This is a genomic window from Amycolatopsis sp. Poz14 (assembly GCF_006704225.1).
Lineage (GTDB): Bacteria > Actinomycetota > Actinomycetes > Mycobacteriales > Pseudonocardiaceae > Amycolatopsis > Amycolatopsis nivea.
In genome coordinates, this window is sequence record NZ_JACLHD010000001.1 from 2,166,603 (window position 1) to 2,180,001 (window position 13,399).

At 68.4% G+C, this 13,399-nt stretch carries 14 protein-coding genes; 10 read left to right on the top strand and 4 right to left on the bottom strand.

The window, feature by feature from the left end:
* Positions 1-7 precede the first annotated feature (7 nt).
* Positions 8-1,030 carry an acetylserotonin O-methyltransferase gene (locus tag FKO37_RS10620; RefSeq protein ID WP_238604358.1) on the bottom strand — a complete coding sequence of 341 codons (1,023 nt, stop codon included), beginning with the start codon at positions 1,028-1,030 and terminating at the stop codon, positions 8-10.
* A 167-nt stretch (positions 1,031-1,197) separates the two neighbouring features.
* On the opposite strand from FKO37_RS10620, the gene FKO37_RS10625 reads away from it, so the two are divergent.
* On the top strand, positions 1,198-1,956 hold the full coding sequence (locus FKO37_RS10625; RefSeq protein ID WP_037817202.1) for an SDR family NAD(P)-dependent oxidoreductase: 759 nt from the start codon (positions 1,198-1,200) through the stop codon (positions 1,954-1,956).
* Positions 1,957-2,373: 417 nt separating this feature from the next.
* On the opposite strand, the gene FKO37_RS47725 is transcribed toward FKO37_RS10625, so the two are convergent.
* Positions 2,374-2,796, bottom strand: coding sequence for a nuclear transport factor 2 family protein (locus FKO37_RS47725; protein WP_374204247.1), 423 nt, complete (start codon positions 2,794-2,796; stop codon positions 2,374-2,376).
* Complete coding sequence (locus FKO37_RS10630) at positions 2,793-3,254, bottom strand: nuclear transport factor 2 family protein (RefSeq protein ID WP_037817196.1); 462 nt, start codon at positions 3,252-3,254, stop codon at positions 2,793-2,795. The genes FKO37_RS47725 and FKO37_RS10630 overlap by 4 nt, the downstream gene beginning before the upstream one ends.
* Positions 3,255-3,413: 159 nt before the next feature.
* Between FKO37_RS10630 and FKO37_RS10635 the strand changes: the two genes are divergently transcribed.
* From FKO37_RS10635 to FKO37_RS10660, 6 genes are read left to right on the top strand one after another with little or no spacing between them, the layout of a single operon-like run.
* Positions 3,414-4,649, top strand: coding sequence for an FAD-dependent monooxygenase (locus FKO37_RS10635; RefSeq protein ID WP_238604359.1), 1,236 nt, complete (start codon positions 3,414-3,416; stop codon positions 4,647-4,649).
* Positions 4,646-5,431, top strand: a complete 786-nt coding sequence (gene fabG, locus FKO37_RS10640) for a 3-oxoacyl-ACP reductase FabG (protein ID WP_043832838.1) — start codon at positions 4,646-4,648, stop codon at positions 5,429-5,431. The genes FKO37_RS10635 and fabG overlap by 4 nt, the downstream gene beginning before the upstream one ends.
* Before the next feature lie 13 nt (positions 5,432-5,444).
* Positions 5,445-6,404 carry an aromatase/cyclase gene (locus tag FKO37_RS10645; RefSeq protein ID WP_238604360.1) on the top strand — a complete coding sequence of 320 codons (960 nt, stop codon included), beginning with the start codon at positions 5,445-5,447 and terminating at the stop codon, positions 6,402-6,404.
* Complete coding sequence (locus FKO37_RS10650; RefSeq protein WP_238604361.1) at positions 6,397-8,250, top strand: AMP-binding protein; 1,854 nt, start codon at positions 6,397-6,399, stop codon at positions 8,248-8,250. Before FKO37_RS10645 ends, FKO37_RS10650 begins: the two co-directional genes overlap by 8 nt.
* Positions 8,247-8,996 (top strand): SDR family oxidoreductase, encoded by a 750-nt coding sequence (locus FKO37_RS10655; protein ID WP_037817185.1) that lies wholly within the window; start codon positions 8,247-8,249, stop codon positions 8,994-8,996. The genes FKO37_RS10650 and FKO37_RS10655 overlap by 4 nt, the downstream gene beginning before the upstream one ends.
* Before the next feature lie 16 nt (positions 8,997-9,012).
* Positions 9,013-9,786, top strand: coding sequence for a cyclase family protein (locus FKO37_RS10660; protein WP_037817183.1), 774 nt, complete (start codon positions 9,013-9,015; stop codon positions 9,784-9,786).
* 57 nt (positions 9,787-9,843) lie between these two features.
* Here the strand turns inward: FKO37_RS10660 and FKO37_RS10665 are convergent, their stop codons facing one another.
* On the bottom strand, positions 9,844-10,878 hold the full coding sequence (locus FKO37_RS10665; RefSeq protein WP_238604362.1) for a ketoacyl-ACP synthase III family protein: 1,035 nt from the start codon (positions 10,876-10,878) through the stop codon (positions 9,844-9,846).
* A gap of 151 nt (positions 10,879-11,029) precedes the next feature.
* Here FKO37_RS10665 and FKO37_RS10670 point away from each other — a divergent pair, with 151 nt between their 5' ends.
* The 3 genes from FKO37_RS10670 to FKO37_RS10680 all read left to right on the top strand — a co-directional run bounded on the left by FKO37_RS10670 (position 11,030) and on the right by FKO37_RS10680 (position 13,379).
* Positions 11,030-12,025, top strand: coding sequence for an acyltransferase domain-containing protein (locus FKO37_RS10670; RefSeq protein ID WP_037817178.1), 996 nt, complete (start codon positions 11,030-11,032; stop codon positions 12,023-12,025).
* A gap of 328 nt (positions 12,026-12,353) precedes the next feature.
* Positions 12,354-12,626: a hypothetical protein gene (locus FKO37_RS10675; protein WP_037817176.1), complete on the top strand. Its 273-nt coding sequence runs from the start codon at positions 12,354-12,356 to the stop codon at positions 12,624-12,626.
* 162 nt (positions 12,627-12,788) lie between these two features.
* Entirely contained in the window at positions 12,789-13,379 is a 591-nt protein-coding gene (locus tag FKO37_RS10680; protein ID WP_134728124.1) for a hypothetical protein, read from the top strand.
* Positions 13,380-13,399: the final 20 nt, after the last annotated feature.

The window sequence follows — 13,399 nt, forward strand, 5'->3', positions numbered from 1 at the left end:
TGAGCTCTCAGCTTCGGCGGGTGGCGGAGATCAGCGAGAACTCCTGCGGCAGCGGAGTGATCGCGTCCAGCGCGAACCCGGCTTCCTCGAGCAGCCGGGTCACTTCCGCGGTGGAACGGATCCCGCCCCCGCCGAAGAGCACGTACATCAGGGTGTCGTGGGACAGCAGCAGTGCGTTGTCCACGCCCGGTCCGGACACCCGTTCCACCAGCAGCAACCGAGCCCCCGGAGCCGCTGCCGCCGCGCAGTTCGCCAGGATCCGCGCACAGTCCTCGTCCGGCCAGTTCACCAGCACTCGAGCGAGCAGATAGAGGTCGCCGCCTTCGGGAACGGACTCCAGGAAATTCCCGGACGCCACCTCGCAGCGTTCCGTGAGGCCCGCGTCCGCGATGGCCTTTTTCGCGGCCTCAGCGGACTGTTCGGCGTCGTAGACCGTGCCGTGGAGTTGTTCGTGCGCGGCGAGCAGCCGGAGCGCCAGTTCGCCGCTGCCGCCGCCGACGTCGACGAATCGCTGGTGCGCACCGAAGTCGTAGGCGCCAGGCAGCGCGTCGAACAACGCCGTGTTGCCCGCCATCGCGCGGTCGAAAAGCTTTCCGCGTTCGGGGTTTGCGGAGAGGTACTCGAAGAAGCTAGACTGAAATGCGCCTTCAAACGCATTTTGTCCGGTTCGTACGGCGGAGGCGATGTCGGTCCAGGCGCGATGGAATTCGGAGCCCGCGATGAGCGTGTACGGCCGCAGGGAGTCTTCCCGGTCGCTGCGCAACAGCTCGCCGAGTTCGGTGAGGGAGAACGAGCCGTCCTTCTCGTGGAACACGCCCAGCGCGGTCAGGTACTGCAGGAACCGTTGGGTGGCAACAGGATCAGTGCCCGAGTCGGCCGCCACCTGGGCGGCGGTACGAGGCCCGTCGGCGAGCCGGTCGGGCCAGCCGAGCTCGGCGGCCGTGTAGACGGCGCGGGCTTTCCAGTCGCCGATGATGAGATTCATCAGCTCGAGCTGCGGCGTTTTCGCGCGCGCGGAATCGTCGGACATCCGGGTCGTCTCCTCAGCCGTTTCGGGTAGTCGACCGATGCTCGCTGCCGCCGTTCAAAAGGTTCTCGAAGATCTCTGAAGGCGGTGTCGCGGCAACGGTTTCAGCCGATACATTGGCAGAAACGGCTCGCGGAGAAGCCCGGGAGCCCGAAACCGAGGAGCAGCGGGTGGAAGACCAGGTACGCCGCGTCGCGGTGGTAACCGGCGCGGCACGCGGAATCGGCCGCGGCATCGCGGAACGGCTGGCCGCACGAGGCGACCGGGTGGTGATCAACTACCTGACGTCCAAAGAGGCCGCCGAAGAAGCGGTAGAAGCCATCACCGCGGCCGGCGGCGAAGCGATCGCAGTAGGAGCCGACGTCCGCAACGAGGAGGGCGCGCAAGCACTGGTGACCGCGACGGTCGAAGCCTACGGCCGCGTAGACGCACTGGTCTGCAACGCGAACGTCGGACTGGCCCAGGGCTCGGTCGCGGAAATCCCGTGGGAAACGTTCTCCACCAAGGTGAACGACGAGCTGGCAGCAGCCTTCCACCCCACCCGCGCGGTGTGGCAACTGATGAAGGACCAGGGCTACGGCCGCATCGTCTACCTGGCCGCAGAAGCGAGCAAGGGCCCAGTAGGCGCGGACGTGGTAGCGCACGCAGCGGCAAAGTCGGCCCTGATCTCATACGCGAAGTTCGCCGCCCGAGAAGGCGCCCCCAACGGCGTAGTGGCGAACGTAGTCTCCCCAGGCCTGACCCGAACCGACGCCGTAGGCGAGGCCCCGCCAGACTGGTTCTCCGCCTTCGAAAAGCGAATCCCAGCAGGCCGCGCAGCAGAACCAGAAGACGTAGCCGCCCTAGTAGCCTTCTTCACCAGCAAGGACGCAGGCTACATCGCAGGCACAGTAGTTTCCGTAAACGGCGGCTCAGACATGACCCGCTAGCTCCCACTGCCGAGAAGTCCGTGAGGGCCACCTTCATTGACTCTGATTCCCTCAGGGTTCCCCTCACGACCAGCCCGCTAGCCGCCTCCGGCGTGCCCCAATGTGGCATTGGTTGCGTCGGACGCACCGAACGCCACATTGGGTGCATCGCATGCACCCAATGCCACATTGGGGCGCTCGCCTGGCACCCGCGACAAGCACGATCAGCCGAGCCAAGGCAGCCACCCACCAAACCGCACCAACCCACACAACAGCCGGGGGCACCCACACCCCCCGCACCCCGATACGAAGCCAAAAACACGCGCGGAGAGGCTTGTCAAGGTACTCTTTCCAGCCTTGACAAGCCTCTCCGCGCGTAGTCACACTCGGGCTTCGGGGTGCCCCAACGCAACTCTCTTTTCGGCCGAAGGCCGCCCTCTAACGAATATCATCCCGAGAAACCGAACGATATTTAACGAACCAAGCCCCATCAGCCCGAACCAGCTGATCCTCACACAACGTACTGCAGTGAATCCGAGGCTCCCCACCCTTACGCGTAGCAATAATCAACGCATAACACCGAGTACGCAGCTCATCCTCCGAGTCCCCAGGGGAAACCGTCAACATCCCCAGCCAATGCCGCCGCAGCTCATGCACCTCAGCCAGCTGCCGATGCGTAGCCGCCGAAGCCGCCGCAATAGCCGCCCGCCCCTTAACCGGCTCCGGTGCGGCATTAGCCGCGAAAACCCCGTCCTCAGTAAAAGTCTCCGCCCACTCATCAGTACGAGCCTGGTCAAGCAACTGCATCTGCCACGCGTAGTACTGCTGAATCTCCTGATACAACTCGCCCGACACAGTCACGCCTGCTCCTCCGCTCGAGAATCCTGAATATCGTCATGAGTCACCACACGCCGGGCGACCTGCCACCCGTCAGCCCCGCGAACCAGCGTGTCCCGGCAAAACGTCGAACGCCACAACCGGGCTTCGCCCCCGGCGGGAATCTCGGCGACCATCGCGTACAACTGCGTCCGCACCTGATCCGCACTGTCCTCGGTCACCACCAGCATCCCAGTCCAATGCCGATGCTGAACCCCTCGCGAAACAACGTCGGCGGCTAGCTTCCGAGCCACCTTCAGGATCAACTCCCGCCCGGTAGCCGGTGCGGGATTCGCGTTGTTCGCGATCGTGGCGTCCGCGGTGAACGTTTCCGCCCACGGTTCCACGTCGCCGTCGTCCATCAGCTGCATCTGCTTGGCGTAAAAGGCCTGCACCTGGTGGTACAGCTCCATTCCCACCCGCGGGTGCGCGGTTGTCGCCACCGTTTCCTCCTCGTCGGCCGCGTGTCGTCCGACAGTCGCGCGGCCGGCTCAAAGTCCCCTCGTGGACCACTCGCGGGGGACGGCCGACTGTGCGTCGAGCCGTTTTGGACCGGACCGCTGGAGGGTGGCCCGAGGCGGTGCGACAGCGGGAGGGATCGAGTGCGCGAGATCGAAGTGGACGTGTGCGTGTCCGGCGGCGGACCGGCGGGTCTGGTGCTGGCGCTGCTGCTCGCCCGGTCGGGAGTGGACGTCGTCGTCGCGGAGCGCAGCGCGTCGCTGGACCGCGAGTACCGCGGCGAGATCATCCAGCCCGGTGCGCTGCGCACGCTTGACCAGCTCGGCGTCCTCGACGGCATCGGCGGTTACCCGATGCGCAGTTTCCAGCTGGTGCAAGGGGAACGCACGCTGCTGGACATCGACTACACGACGCTTCCCGCGCCGTACGACCATTTGCTCAGCCTGCCGCAGCGGCTCCTGCTGGAGCGGCTGCTCGACGAATGCAAGGCGACGCCGGGCTTCCGTCTGCTCAGCGGCTGCTCGACCCGGGCGTTGCTGGAGGAGAACGGCGCGGTGACCGGGATCCGCTGCGGTTCCGGCGAAGGCGAGACGGAGGTACGCGCTCGCTGGGTGGTCGCCGCGGACGGCCGGTACTCGAAGACCCGTTCGCTCGCCGGGATCGGCTACGACAAGTTCGAGAAGTTCGAGCACGACGTCGTGTGGTTCAAACTGGTCGCCCCGGAACGGCGCACCAGCGCGGTCCGCATCCACCGCACCGCCGCCGATCCGGTGCTGGTGCACGATTCCTACCCGGATCGCGTCCAGATCGGCTGGACGCTGGCGAAGGGCAGCTACAAAACGGTGACCGCCAAGGGCATCGAGCACATCCGGGAGCAGCTGGTCGCCGCGGTCCCGCAGCACGCGGACCTGATCCGCGAGCAAGTGACCGCGCTGTCCGAACTGTCGCCGCTGGACGTGTTTTCCGGCCGTGCGCGGGAATGGGTCCGGCCGGGACTCGTGCTCATCGGCGACGCGGCGCACACGCACAGCCCGATCGGCGCGCAGGGCATCAACCTGGCCATCGCGGACGCCGTCGCGCTGCACCCCGAACTCGTCGCCGCCGTAGCCGCGAAAGACAACCGGCCCGCCGCGCTCGCCGGCTTCGAGGCCGAGCGACGCGCGGCGGTGGACACCGTCTTCACGCTCCAGTCGAGGCAGAACAAGGGAATGCTGTCCTCCGGCCGGATCGTCGACGCGGTGCGGCCGGTGCTCGCGAAGCTGCTGCCGCACACCCCGATCTTCCGCAAGATCCTCAATCTCGTCGCGTTCGGAGCTCGCCCGCGCGACGTGCGCGCGGACCTGTTCCGCACGCCGAGCAACCCAGGAGGGACACGATGACCGAACAGAGCCGGGGCGTAGCGCTGGTCACCGGCGGCACCAGCGGGATCGGGCTCGCGGTGACCCGATCGCTGGCGCAGCAGGGCTACCAGGTGTACTTCTGCGCCCGCACCCAGGGATCCGTCGACGACACGGTGCGCGACCTGCGTGCCGAGGGACTGGACGTGGACGGCAGCACCTGCGACGTCCGGGAGAAGGACGACATCCAGGCGCTGGTCGCGGCCGCGGTCGACCGCTACGGCCCGATCGACGTCCTGGTCAACAACGCCGGCCGAAGCGGCGGCGGGCAGACCGCGGAGATCCCGGACGAGCTGTGGTTCGACGTGATCAACACGAACCTCAACAGCGTGTTCCTGATGACCCGCGAGGTGCTCACCAAGGGCGGCATGCTGGCCAAGGACAAGGGCCGGGTCATCAACATCGCGTCCACCGCCGGCAAACAGGGCGTGGTGCTCGGCGCGCCGTATTCGGCGTCCAAGCACGGCGTCGTCGGCTTCACGAAGGCGCTCGGGTTCGAACTGGGCAAGACCGGCGTCACGGTCAACGCGGTGTGCCCCGGTTACGTGGAAACCCCGATGGCACAGGCGATCCGCGGCCGGTACGCGGCGGCGTGGAACACCACCGAGGAAGCCGTGCTGGAGAAGTTCACCGCGAAGATCCCGCTCGGCCGGTACTCCACTCCGGAGGAGGTGGCGGGCCTCGTCGGCTACCTCGTCACCGACACCGCGGCGTCCATGACCGGGCAGGCGATCAACGTCTGCGGCGGGCTTGGCAACTACTGAGAGGACCGAGCACGTGGCTGCACCACTCCGGATCTACGAGACCGAACACAAGATCGACGTCGCCGCGCCAGCCTCGGCCGTGTACGCGCTGCTCGCCGACGTGACCCGCTGGCCGGTCTGCTTCGGGCCGACGGTCCACGCGCGCCAGCTTGAACGCGACGGCACCACCGAGCGAATCCGGTTGTGGGCCACCGCGAACGACGAGCCCAAGACCTGGACCTCGCGGCGCGACCTCGACGAGGACGGCCTGCGCATCGACTTCCGCCAGGAGGTTTCGCAGCATCCGGTCGCGTCGATGACCGGGGCGTGGAACATCCAGCCCGGCGGACCGGACTCGTGCACCGTCGTCCTGGAGCACGCGTTCAGCGCGGTGCGGGACCTGCCGGAGAACGTCGAGTGGGTGAGCAAGGCGGTCGACCGCAACAGCGAGCACGAGCTGGAGAACCTCCGCGGCATCGCGGAAGGCCTCGCCGAGACCGAAGAACTCACCACGGTTTTCGCGGACAGCGTCGACATCGACGCGGACGCGGCGGCGGTCTACGAGTTCCTCTACCGGTCGGACCTGTGGCCGGAGCGGCTGCCGCACGTCCAGCGGCTCGACCTGACCGAGGAAACCCCGGGTCTGCAGGTCATGGAGATGGACACCAAGACCGCGACCGGCGCCGTGCACACCACGAAGTCGGTGCGCGTGTGCTTCGACGACGAGCACGCCATCGCGTACAAGCAGCAGGTGCTGCCCGCGCTGATGACCGTCCACAACGGACTGTGGACCATCGTGCCGCAACCTGGCGGCGGGGTGCGGGCGACGTCCGAGCACACCGTGGTGATCAAGCGCGACGCGGTGGAGAAGATCCTCGGCGAAGGCAAGACAGTCGAGGACGCCAAGGCGTTCGTGCGCAACGCGCTGGGCACCAACAGCACCGCGACGCTGAACCTCGCCAAGGCCTGGGCGGAGGAACGCGCCGATGGCTGACGGTGTCCTCCCGGTCGCGTCGCTGCTCGACACGCCGCTGCTGCCGGACGCGCTGCACACCCTCGCGGAGAACAGCCCGAACCAGATCGCGGTCCGGCTCGGCGAGACGGCCCTGACGTTCGCTGAGCTCGACCGTGCCGCGTCCGGGTTCGCTGTCTCGCTGGCGGAACGGATCGGGTCGGCTGGTTCGGTCGTCGCGCTGTCCTCGGTGCTGCACCCGGAGTTCGCGATCGCCTACTACGGCACGTTGCGCAGCGGAAACGTCGTGCTGCCGTTGAGCCCGTTGCTGCGGGAAGGCGACCTCGGCCGGGTGCTGACCGAGTCTTCCGCCGCGGCCGCGGTGCTGAACGATTCGATGACCGCGGCGGTCGGTCGTGCTTCCGCGACGCCGGAACACCTGCTGTGCTTCGGGAATGCGGACCGCGCTAATTCGATCGCCGCGCTGGCGGCTGGTCCGGTCGGCGCTTTAACGGAACTGGAGCCGGACGCAGTCGCCTGCATCCACTTCACGAGCGGCACCACCGGGCAGTCGAAGGGCGTGCGGCTCACCCACCGAAACATCGCGGTCAACGCGGTGCAGGTCGCCGAGGCGCACGGGGTGACCGGAACGTCGGTGACGTTCAACCACCTGCCCAGCTATCACCCGATGCACCTGAACTCCGCGCTGATCGCCGGAGCCACCCAGGTGCTCTGCCTGGCACCGGATCCGGTGGCCACGATCGGTCTCGCGGCGGGGGTGACGCACTACTACTCGATGCCGTTCCGCCTGGCCCGGCTCGCCACCGACCCGCGGCTGGCGGGCCTGAAGCTGCCCGGCTGCGAGGTCATCCTGTCCGGTGGTTCGGCGTTGTCCCCGGTGCACGCGGAAACCCTCCGGGTGCAGTTCGGCATCCCGGTCGTGCAGGGCTACGGCCTCGCCGAAACCGCGCCGCTGGTCCTTTCCGACGGCCCGGCGGCACCGCGTCCGGGTTCGGTCGGCCAGGTCGTGCGCGACACCGAGGTGCGCGTTGTCGACTTGACGACCCGGGAGCCGCTGCCGGTCGGCGAGCGCGGTGAAGTCGAGGTGCGCGGCCCGCAGGTGATGCGCGGCTACCTCGGCCGCCCGGACGGCGACGGCGTCGGCGCGGACGGCTGGCTGCCGACCGGCGACGTCGGCTGCCTCGACGAGGACGGATACCTGTTCCTGGTCGACCGCATCAAGGACGTCTTCAAACGCGACAACTGGCTGGTCTCGCCCACCGAAATCGAGGCCGAGCTGCTGCGCCACCCCGGCGTGGCGGACTGCGCGGTGGTCGACCAGCCCGACGAGTTCGCCGGAGCGGTGGCGGCCGCGCTGATCGTCCCGGCCGGCGACGAATGGGTGCCGCGCGCGGGCGAGATCGCCGCGGAGTTCAACGCCGCCCAGCCGTATTACAAGCACCTCGAGCACGTCGAGCTGACCAGGGCGATCCCGCGTTCGCCCAACGGCAAGCTCGTCCGCCGCGAGCTGCGCGAGGCGCTGTCCTCCGTGCGCGGCAGCCAGAATCCCGGAACCGCACTGCTAGGAGCCGATACCGTGGTCACGTTCATCAGCAAGTTCACCGTCAAGGGCGAGCCGGAAGAGTTCGAGAAGGTCTTCACCGAGCACGCGCAGTACATGGCCGAGCAGCCCGGGTTCGTCGCCTACCAGATGGTGCGGTCGCTGCGCGATCCCAAGGTGTATCTGAACATCGGCCAGTGGGTCGACGCGAACGCCCACAAGGCCGTCGTGACCAGCCCGGAATTCCAGGCGCACGTGAAGAAGTTCGTCGAGCTGGTCGACGTCGAGGCGGACCTGTACTCGACGGTCTCCGAGGCGTCGGCGTGAGCGATCTCGGTCTGGCCGGCCGCAGCGTCCTGGTGGTCGGCGCCACCAAGGGGCTGGGGCTGGCCATCGCCCGCAAGTTCTGCGCGAGCGGCGCGCATGTGCTGCTCGACTACGCACACGACGACGAAGCCGCCAAAGCCGCCCTCGCGAGCCTCGAAGGGCTGCCCGGTTCGGCTTCCCTGATCCGCGCCGATCCGTCCACTGAGGACGGTGCGGCACAGCTCGCCGCAGCTGTCTCGGCGGCTGGTCGCGGGCTGGATGTCCTGGTGCACAACGCCGCGTCGTGGCATCCGATGCCCGCTGCCGGAGCGTCGGTTGCCGACCTGCATACCGATGTCGCCACCGCACTGGATCCGTTGCTGCGCCTGGTTCCCGCGCTGCTCGAACACCTTGCGCCAGGCGGTCGAGTGCTCGCGGTCTCCAGCTCCGGTGCGCAGCGGGTCATCCCGCGTTACGTAGCGCTGGGCGTCGCGAAGGCCGCGCTCGAATCGCTGGTGCGCTACCTGGCGGTCGAGCTGGCTCCGCGCGGCATCACGGTCAACGCCGTCACCACCGCGAAGCTGGACAAGGGCGACGAGACCACCCAGCCGGAGATGGTGCAGGTGCTGGCGGCCCGCACGCCCGCCGGGCGGCTGAGCACGCCCGCCGACGTCGCCGATGTCGTCGCGCTGCTGAGCGCGCCGGAAGCGAGCTGGATCCACGGCCAGGTGATCACCGCCGACGGCGGGCTCAGCCTGCGGTCTTGACGTAAGGAGAACTCCGTTGCAGCTGATTGACCTGTCCTCCCCGATCGATCCGGAAGGCTGGGAGCCCGAGCCGCTGTCGCTGGTCACCATGTCTGCCCAGGACGGGGCCAAGCACCTGGTGTCGGAAATGCGCGAGCACTTCGGCATGGACCTCGACCCGGAAGTGCTGCGGGACGCCGAATTCCTCACCAACGACACGGTGTCGCTGACCACGCACACCGGCACGCACATCGACGCGCCGGCGCACTACGGCGACGCCACGTCGTACGGTTCGGCCCCGCGCACGATCGACCAGATGCCGGTCGACTGGTTCCACCGTCCCGCCGTGGTCCTGGACTTCACCGGCCGCGCGCCGGGCGTCATCACCGCGGACGACGTGCGGGCCGAACTGTCCCGAGTGGACTACCAGCCGAAGGAACTGGACATCGTCCTGCTCCACACCGGAGCCGACCAGCACGCGGGCACGCCGAAGTACTTCACCGAGTTCGTCGGCCTCGACCAGTCCGGGCTGGACCTGCTGCTGGACTTCGGGGTCCGCGTGATCGGCACGGACGCGTTCAGCCTCGACGCGCCGTTCACGCACATCATCGAGACCTACCAGCGGACCGGCGACAAGTCGGTGCTGTGGCCGGCGCACATGCGCGGCCGCGACCGGGAGTACTGCCAGATCGAACGCCTGGCGAACCTGGCCGAACTGCCGCGGGCGCACGGTTTCACGCTGTCGTGCTTCCCGGTGAAACTGGCCGGCGCCGGTGCCGGATGGGCTCGCGCGGTCGCTATCGTCGAGTAGCTTCCGCACGAGAAAAGGCCCCGCGACTCCTCCTCTCGCGGGGCCTTTCCTTGTGCCTCAGTCAGCCCATTCGGGTTTCTCCAGCAGTTCGATCACCGCGCTGCTCCAGGAGAATCCCGCGCCGACGCCCATCAGCAGGCAGGTCTGTCCCGGCTGCAAGCCACCGGTGCGCACGAGGTTTTCCAGGCTGACGATGTGGTCGCCCGCGCCGAGGTGGCCGATCTTGCTGTCGAAGTCCCACGTGGTTCGTTCGAGGGGAACGTCCATGTGGCGCAGGTAGTTCGACACCAGCCGCCGCCGCCCGAAGTGCGGCAGCACGAGACGGTCCACATCGGACAGTTCCAGTTCGGCGTCGCTCAGTGCGCGTTTCAACGCCTCGCGCTGTCCGTCGAGAATGGCCGCGAGGGTCTGTGACATTCCGGCCTCGGACACGTATGATCGTTTGTGCGCGTCCAGATCGACCAGTTGCCGATTGCTCATCTCGACCTCACCGAACGCCGCTCCCGCACGGTGCATGCCTTCCAGTTCCGGCCCGCTCACCACCGCCAGGCTGCGCAACCGCGCGAATCCGCCCACGCTGGACAGCACCAGCGCCGTCCCGCCGTCGGCGTACGCCGTGCCCGGATCGCTGTGCCAGCGGTCGAAATCGGGCCCGTCAAAGCGATCCGCCGCGGTGATCAACGCTGCCTGTCGCGCCGGGTCCGCGAAAAGGTAACTGGCCGCGAGGTCGAGTGCGGCCATGCCGCCGTTGGAAACCTGCCGCACCTCGATCGCCGGACAGGTCCCGCCGACCGCTGCCCGCTGCACGTATGCGGCAGGCGACCACAAGTCGTAGCCCTGATGGAACAACGTCGCGTGCAGCAACACCGCGATGTCGCCGCGCGCCACCCCCGATCGCGCCAAGGCGACTCGCGCGGCCCGGGCCGCCATCTCCGGCGGCGCGATCCCTTCGGGCGCGACGAGGACCGATTCCATCTCGCTTTTGCGCGCCGTCTCGGCCGAGCATTGCCCGCTCCGCACCGCTTCGGCGGTCGTCGTCGCCGGTGGCAGCCAGCTCCCGAGCCCGGCGAGGTACAGCCCGTCGAATCTCATGCCGCCACCCTTCCCGCGGGCTCTCGACAGCCTGTGGGAACGGACTCGACCTGGCGGTCCAGCAGGGGTCGAGCAGCCGTCGACCGCCGTGCCGCACGATCCGGTTTGTTTCCGGTGCCACCGGGGTTTCGGGCGGAAGGAGTTTCGGGTGATGACCGAGGTCGCACTGCTGTTCCCGGGCCAAGGCTCGCAGCACGTCCGGATGGCCGCCGGCCTGTACGGGCACGACGACGCCTTCACCGACGCAGTGGACGAAGTCTTCGCCGCGCTGGGCCCCGACGGCCCCGCCATCCGCGCCGACTGGCTGACCGACTCGCCCGCTGTTCCCCTCGACCACGTCACCCGCTCGCAAATCCTGCTGTTCACCGTCGGCCATGCCCTGGGCCGGATGATCCTTTCCTGGGGCGTGCAACCGGCCGCGCTGCTGGGCCACAGCGTCGGCGAGGTAGCCGCCGCGACCCTTGCCGGTGTTTTCGAACTCCCCGCCGCTGCCGAGCTGATGTGGCAGCGGGTGCAGGAACTGGCGTCTGCTCCCGCGGGCGGGATGCTCGCCGTAGCCGCGACCGTCGAGGACGTCGCCCCGGTCCTGACTGATGACGTCGTGATCGGTGCGATCAACGCTCCCCGCCAGCTGATCCTCTCCGGCCCGGAAGCGCCCTTGGCGGAGGCGGCGGAGAAGCTGCGCGCCGATGGGCGGATGTGCCTGCCGGTCCCCGCGACGTCCGCCTTCCACAGCCCCTCCTTGGCGGAAGCCGCCGCCCGATGCCTCCCGTCGGTCGCGGCCGCGCAGCCCTCGCCGCCGAAGATCCCGATGGTGTCGGGCTATACCGGCCGCGTGCTCACCGATGCGGAGGCGACGGACCCTGCTTACTGGGCCTCCCACCCGGTAGAACCGGTGCGGTTCTGGCCCGCCGTCGGCACGCTGCTGGGGCCGGACTCGCCGCTCCGGGTAGAGGGACGACGGGTGCTGGTGGAGACGGGACCGTCGCAGTTGCTGGCCAAGGCGGCGCGTCTCCATCCGACGGTGCGGGCGAAGGAGGCTTCGGTGCTGGCGATGCTGCCCGCGCGAGCTGTCGGCCCGGACGCGGACCTCGCCGCGGTGGCGGCTTGCCGAGAGGCGCTGGAGGCGGCGGGGAGCTGCGGGTGATGGTGGCCGTCGAGCGAAGCGGACGGCTGCGGATCGCGTGACGGTGCCGCTCCGCCCCCGCCCGTGATCGCCCTCGGCGGGCCAGCCCCTTCGTCGGCTCCGGCCACAGTTCGCCGGATGAGCCGCAGCGGGTTTGCGGGCGGCTGGGCAGTCGGTCTCGCACGGCTGCACCACTCACCTGGGCGAGACAGTGCAAGGACGTCCGCCCGTGTTACGGCTGAGTTGAGATTTGCGTAGCGACTCGTTCACTGACCGGTGTTGTGCTGTCGAAAGGCTGCGGCCTCACCCGGCCGCAGCGATTTCCGAGGCGCGAGGCGGTGGTGACGCGATGTGGCTGGTCGAATGTCCGTCGTTCTGGGACCAGGGTTTGATCCGCCCGCTTGTCACCGAACACGGCAAAGTCGTGCTGATGTGCGACTCCTGCACCGCGGTGTGGCGAACCCCGTCCGGCATCGAGGAGTTCGAGCACGTCGAACCGGAAGCGCCGGAGTGGTCCATCGGCTCGGACACGCACGTCCGCCCCGGGACGACCCGCTGGGCTGAGCTCGCCGACGTCACCTCCGCCGGTTGGGGCGACCTCCGCTGGCGCGAACTGCCCTGAAGCTGGGCAGCTGCACGGATTTCCCGCGGCGGCCAGGCTGCCGAGACCACCGCGCGCGCGGATCACTCGCCGCTGAAAGCGCGACCCTGCCGGACACGTCCGCTGTTCGCATGAGCAAATAGCTCCGTGTCGTTTCGGCGGATCCGGGCTTAGGTTCGGGCAGTGGCGAACGAATTGACCATTCCGCTCCTGCCCTGTCCGTCCATCGACGAGATCGCGTCGTTCTACGAGATGCTCGGCTTCGAGATCACCTATCGGCAGACGCGGCCGAACCCGCACGTCGCGCTGCGGCGGGAAGACATCAATCTGCACTTCTTCGGCATGGACGGCTACGACCCGGCCCAGTCGTACAGCACGTGCCTGGTCATCGTCCCGGACATCGGCGAGCTGTTCGAGTCCTTCGCGGCGGGAATGCGTTCCGTGCACGGAAAACTGCTCGTCTCCGGCATCCCGCGGATGACCCGGCCGCGGCTGCGCAACGACCGGTACACCGGGTTCACCGTCGTCGATCCGGGCGGCAATTGGATCCGGATCCACAAGGCGGGCAAAGAACCCGAAGCGCGGACCAAGCTAGCAAAAGCACTGGAAAACGCCGCGCGGCAGGCGGATGCGCGCGGCGACGCTCGCCAGGGTCTGAAGATCCTGGAAGGCGCGTTGAAGCGGGCGACCGGCGACGAGCCGGAGTTCGAGGCGGTGCGGGAGTACCGCGACGAGCTGGTCGAACGGATCAAGGGGGCGGAGCCAAGCGGTTGAGCCCCTCCCCGCCGCCGCTA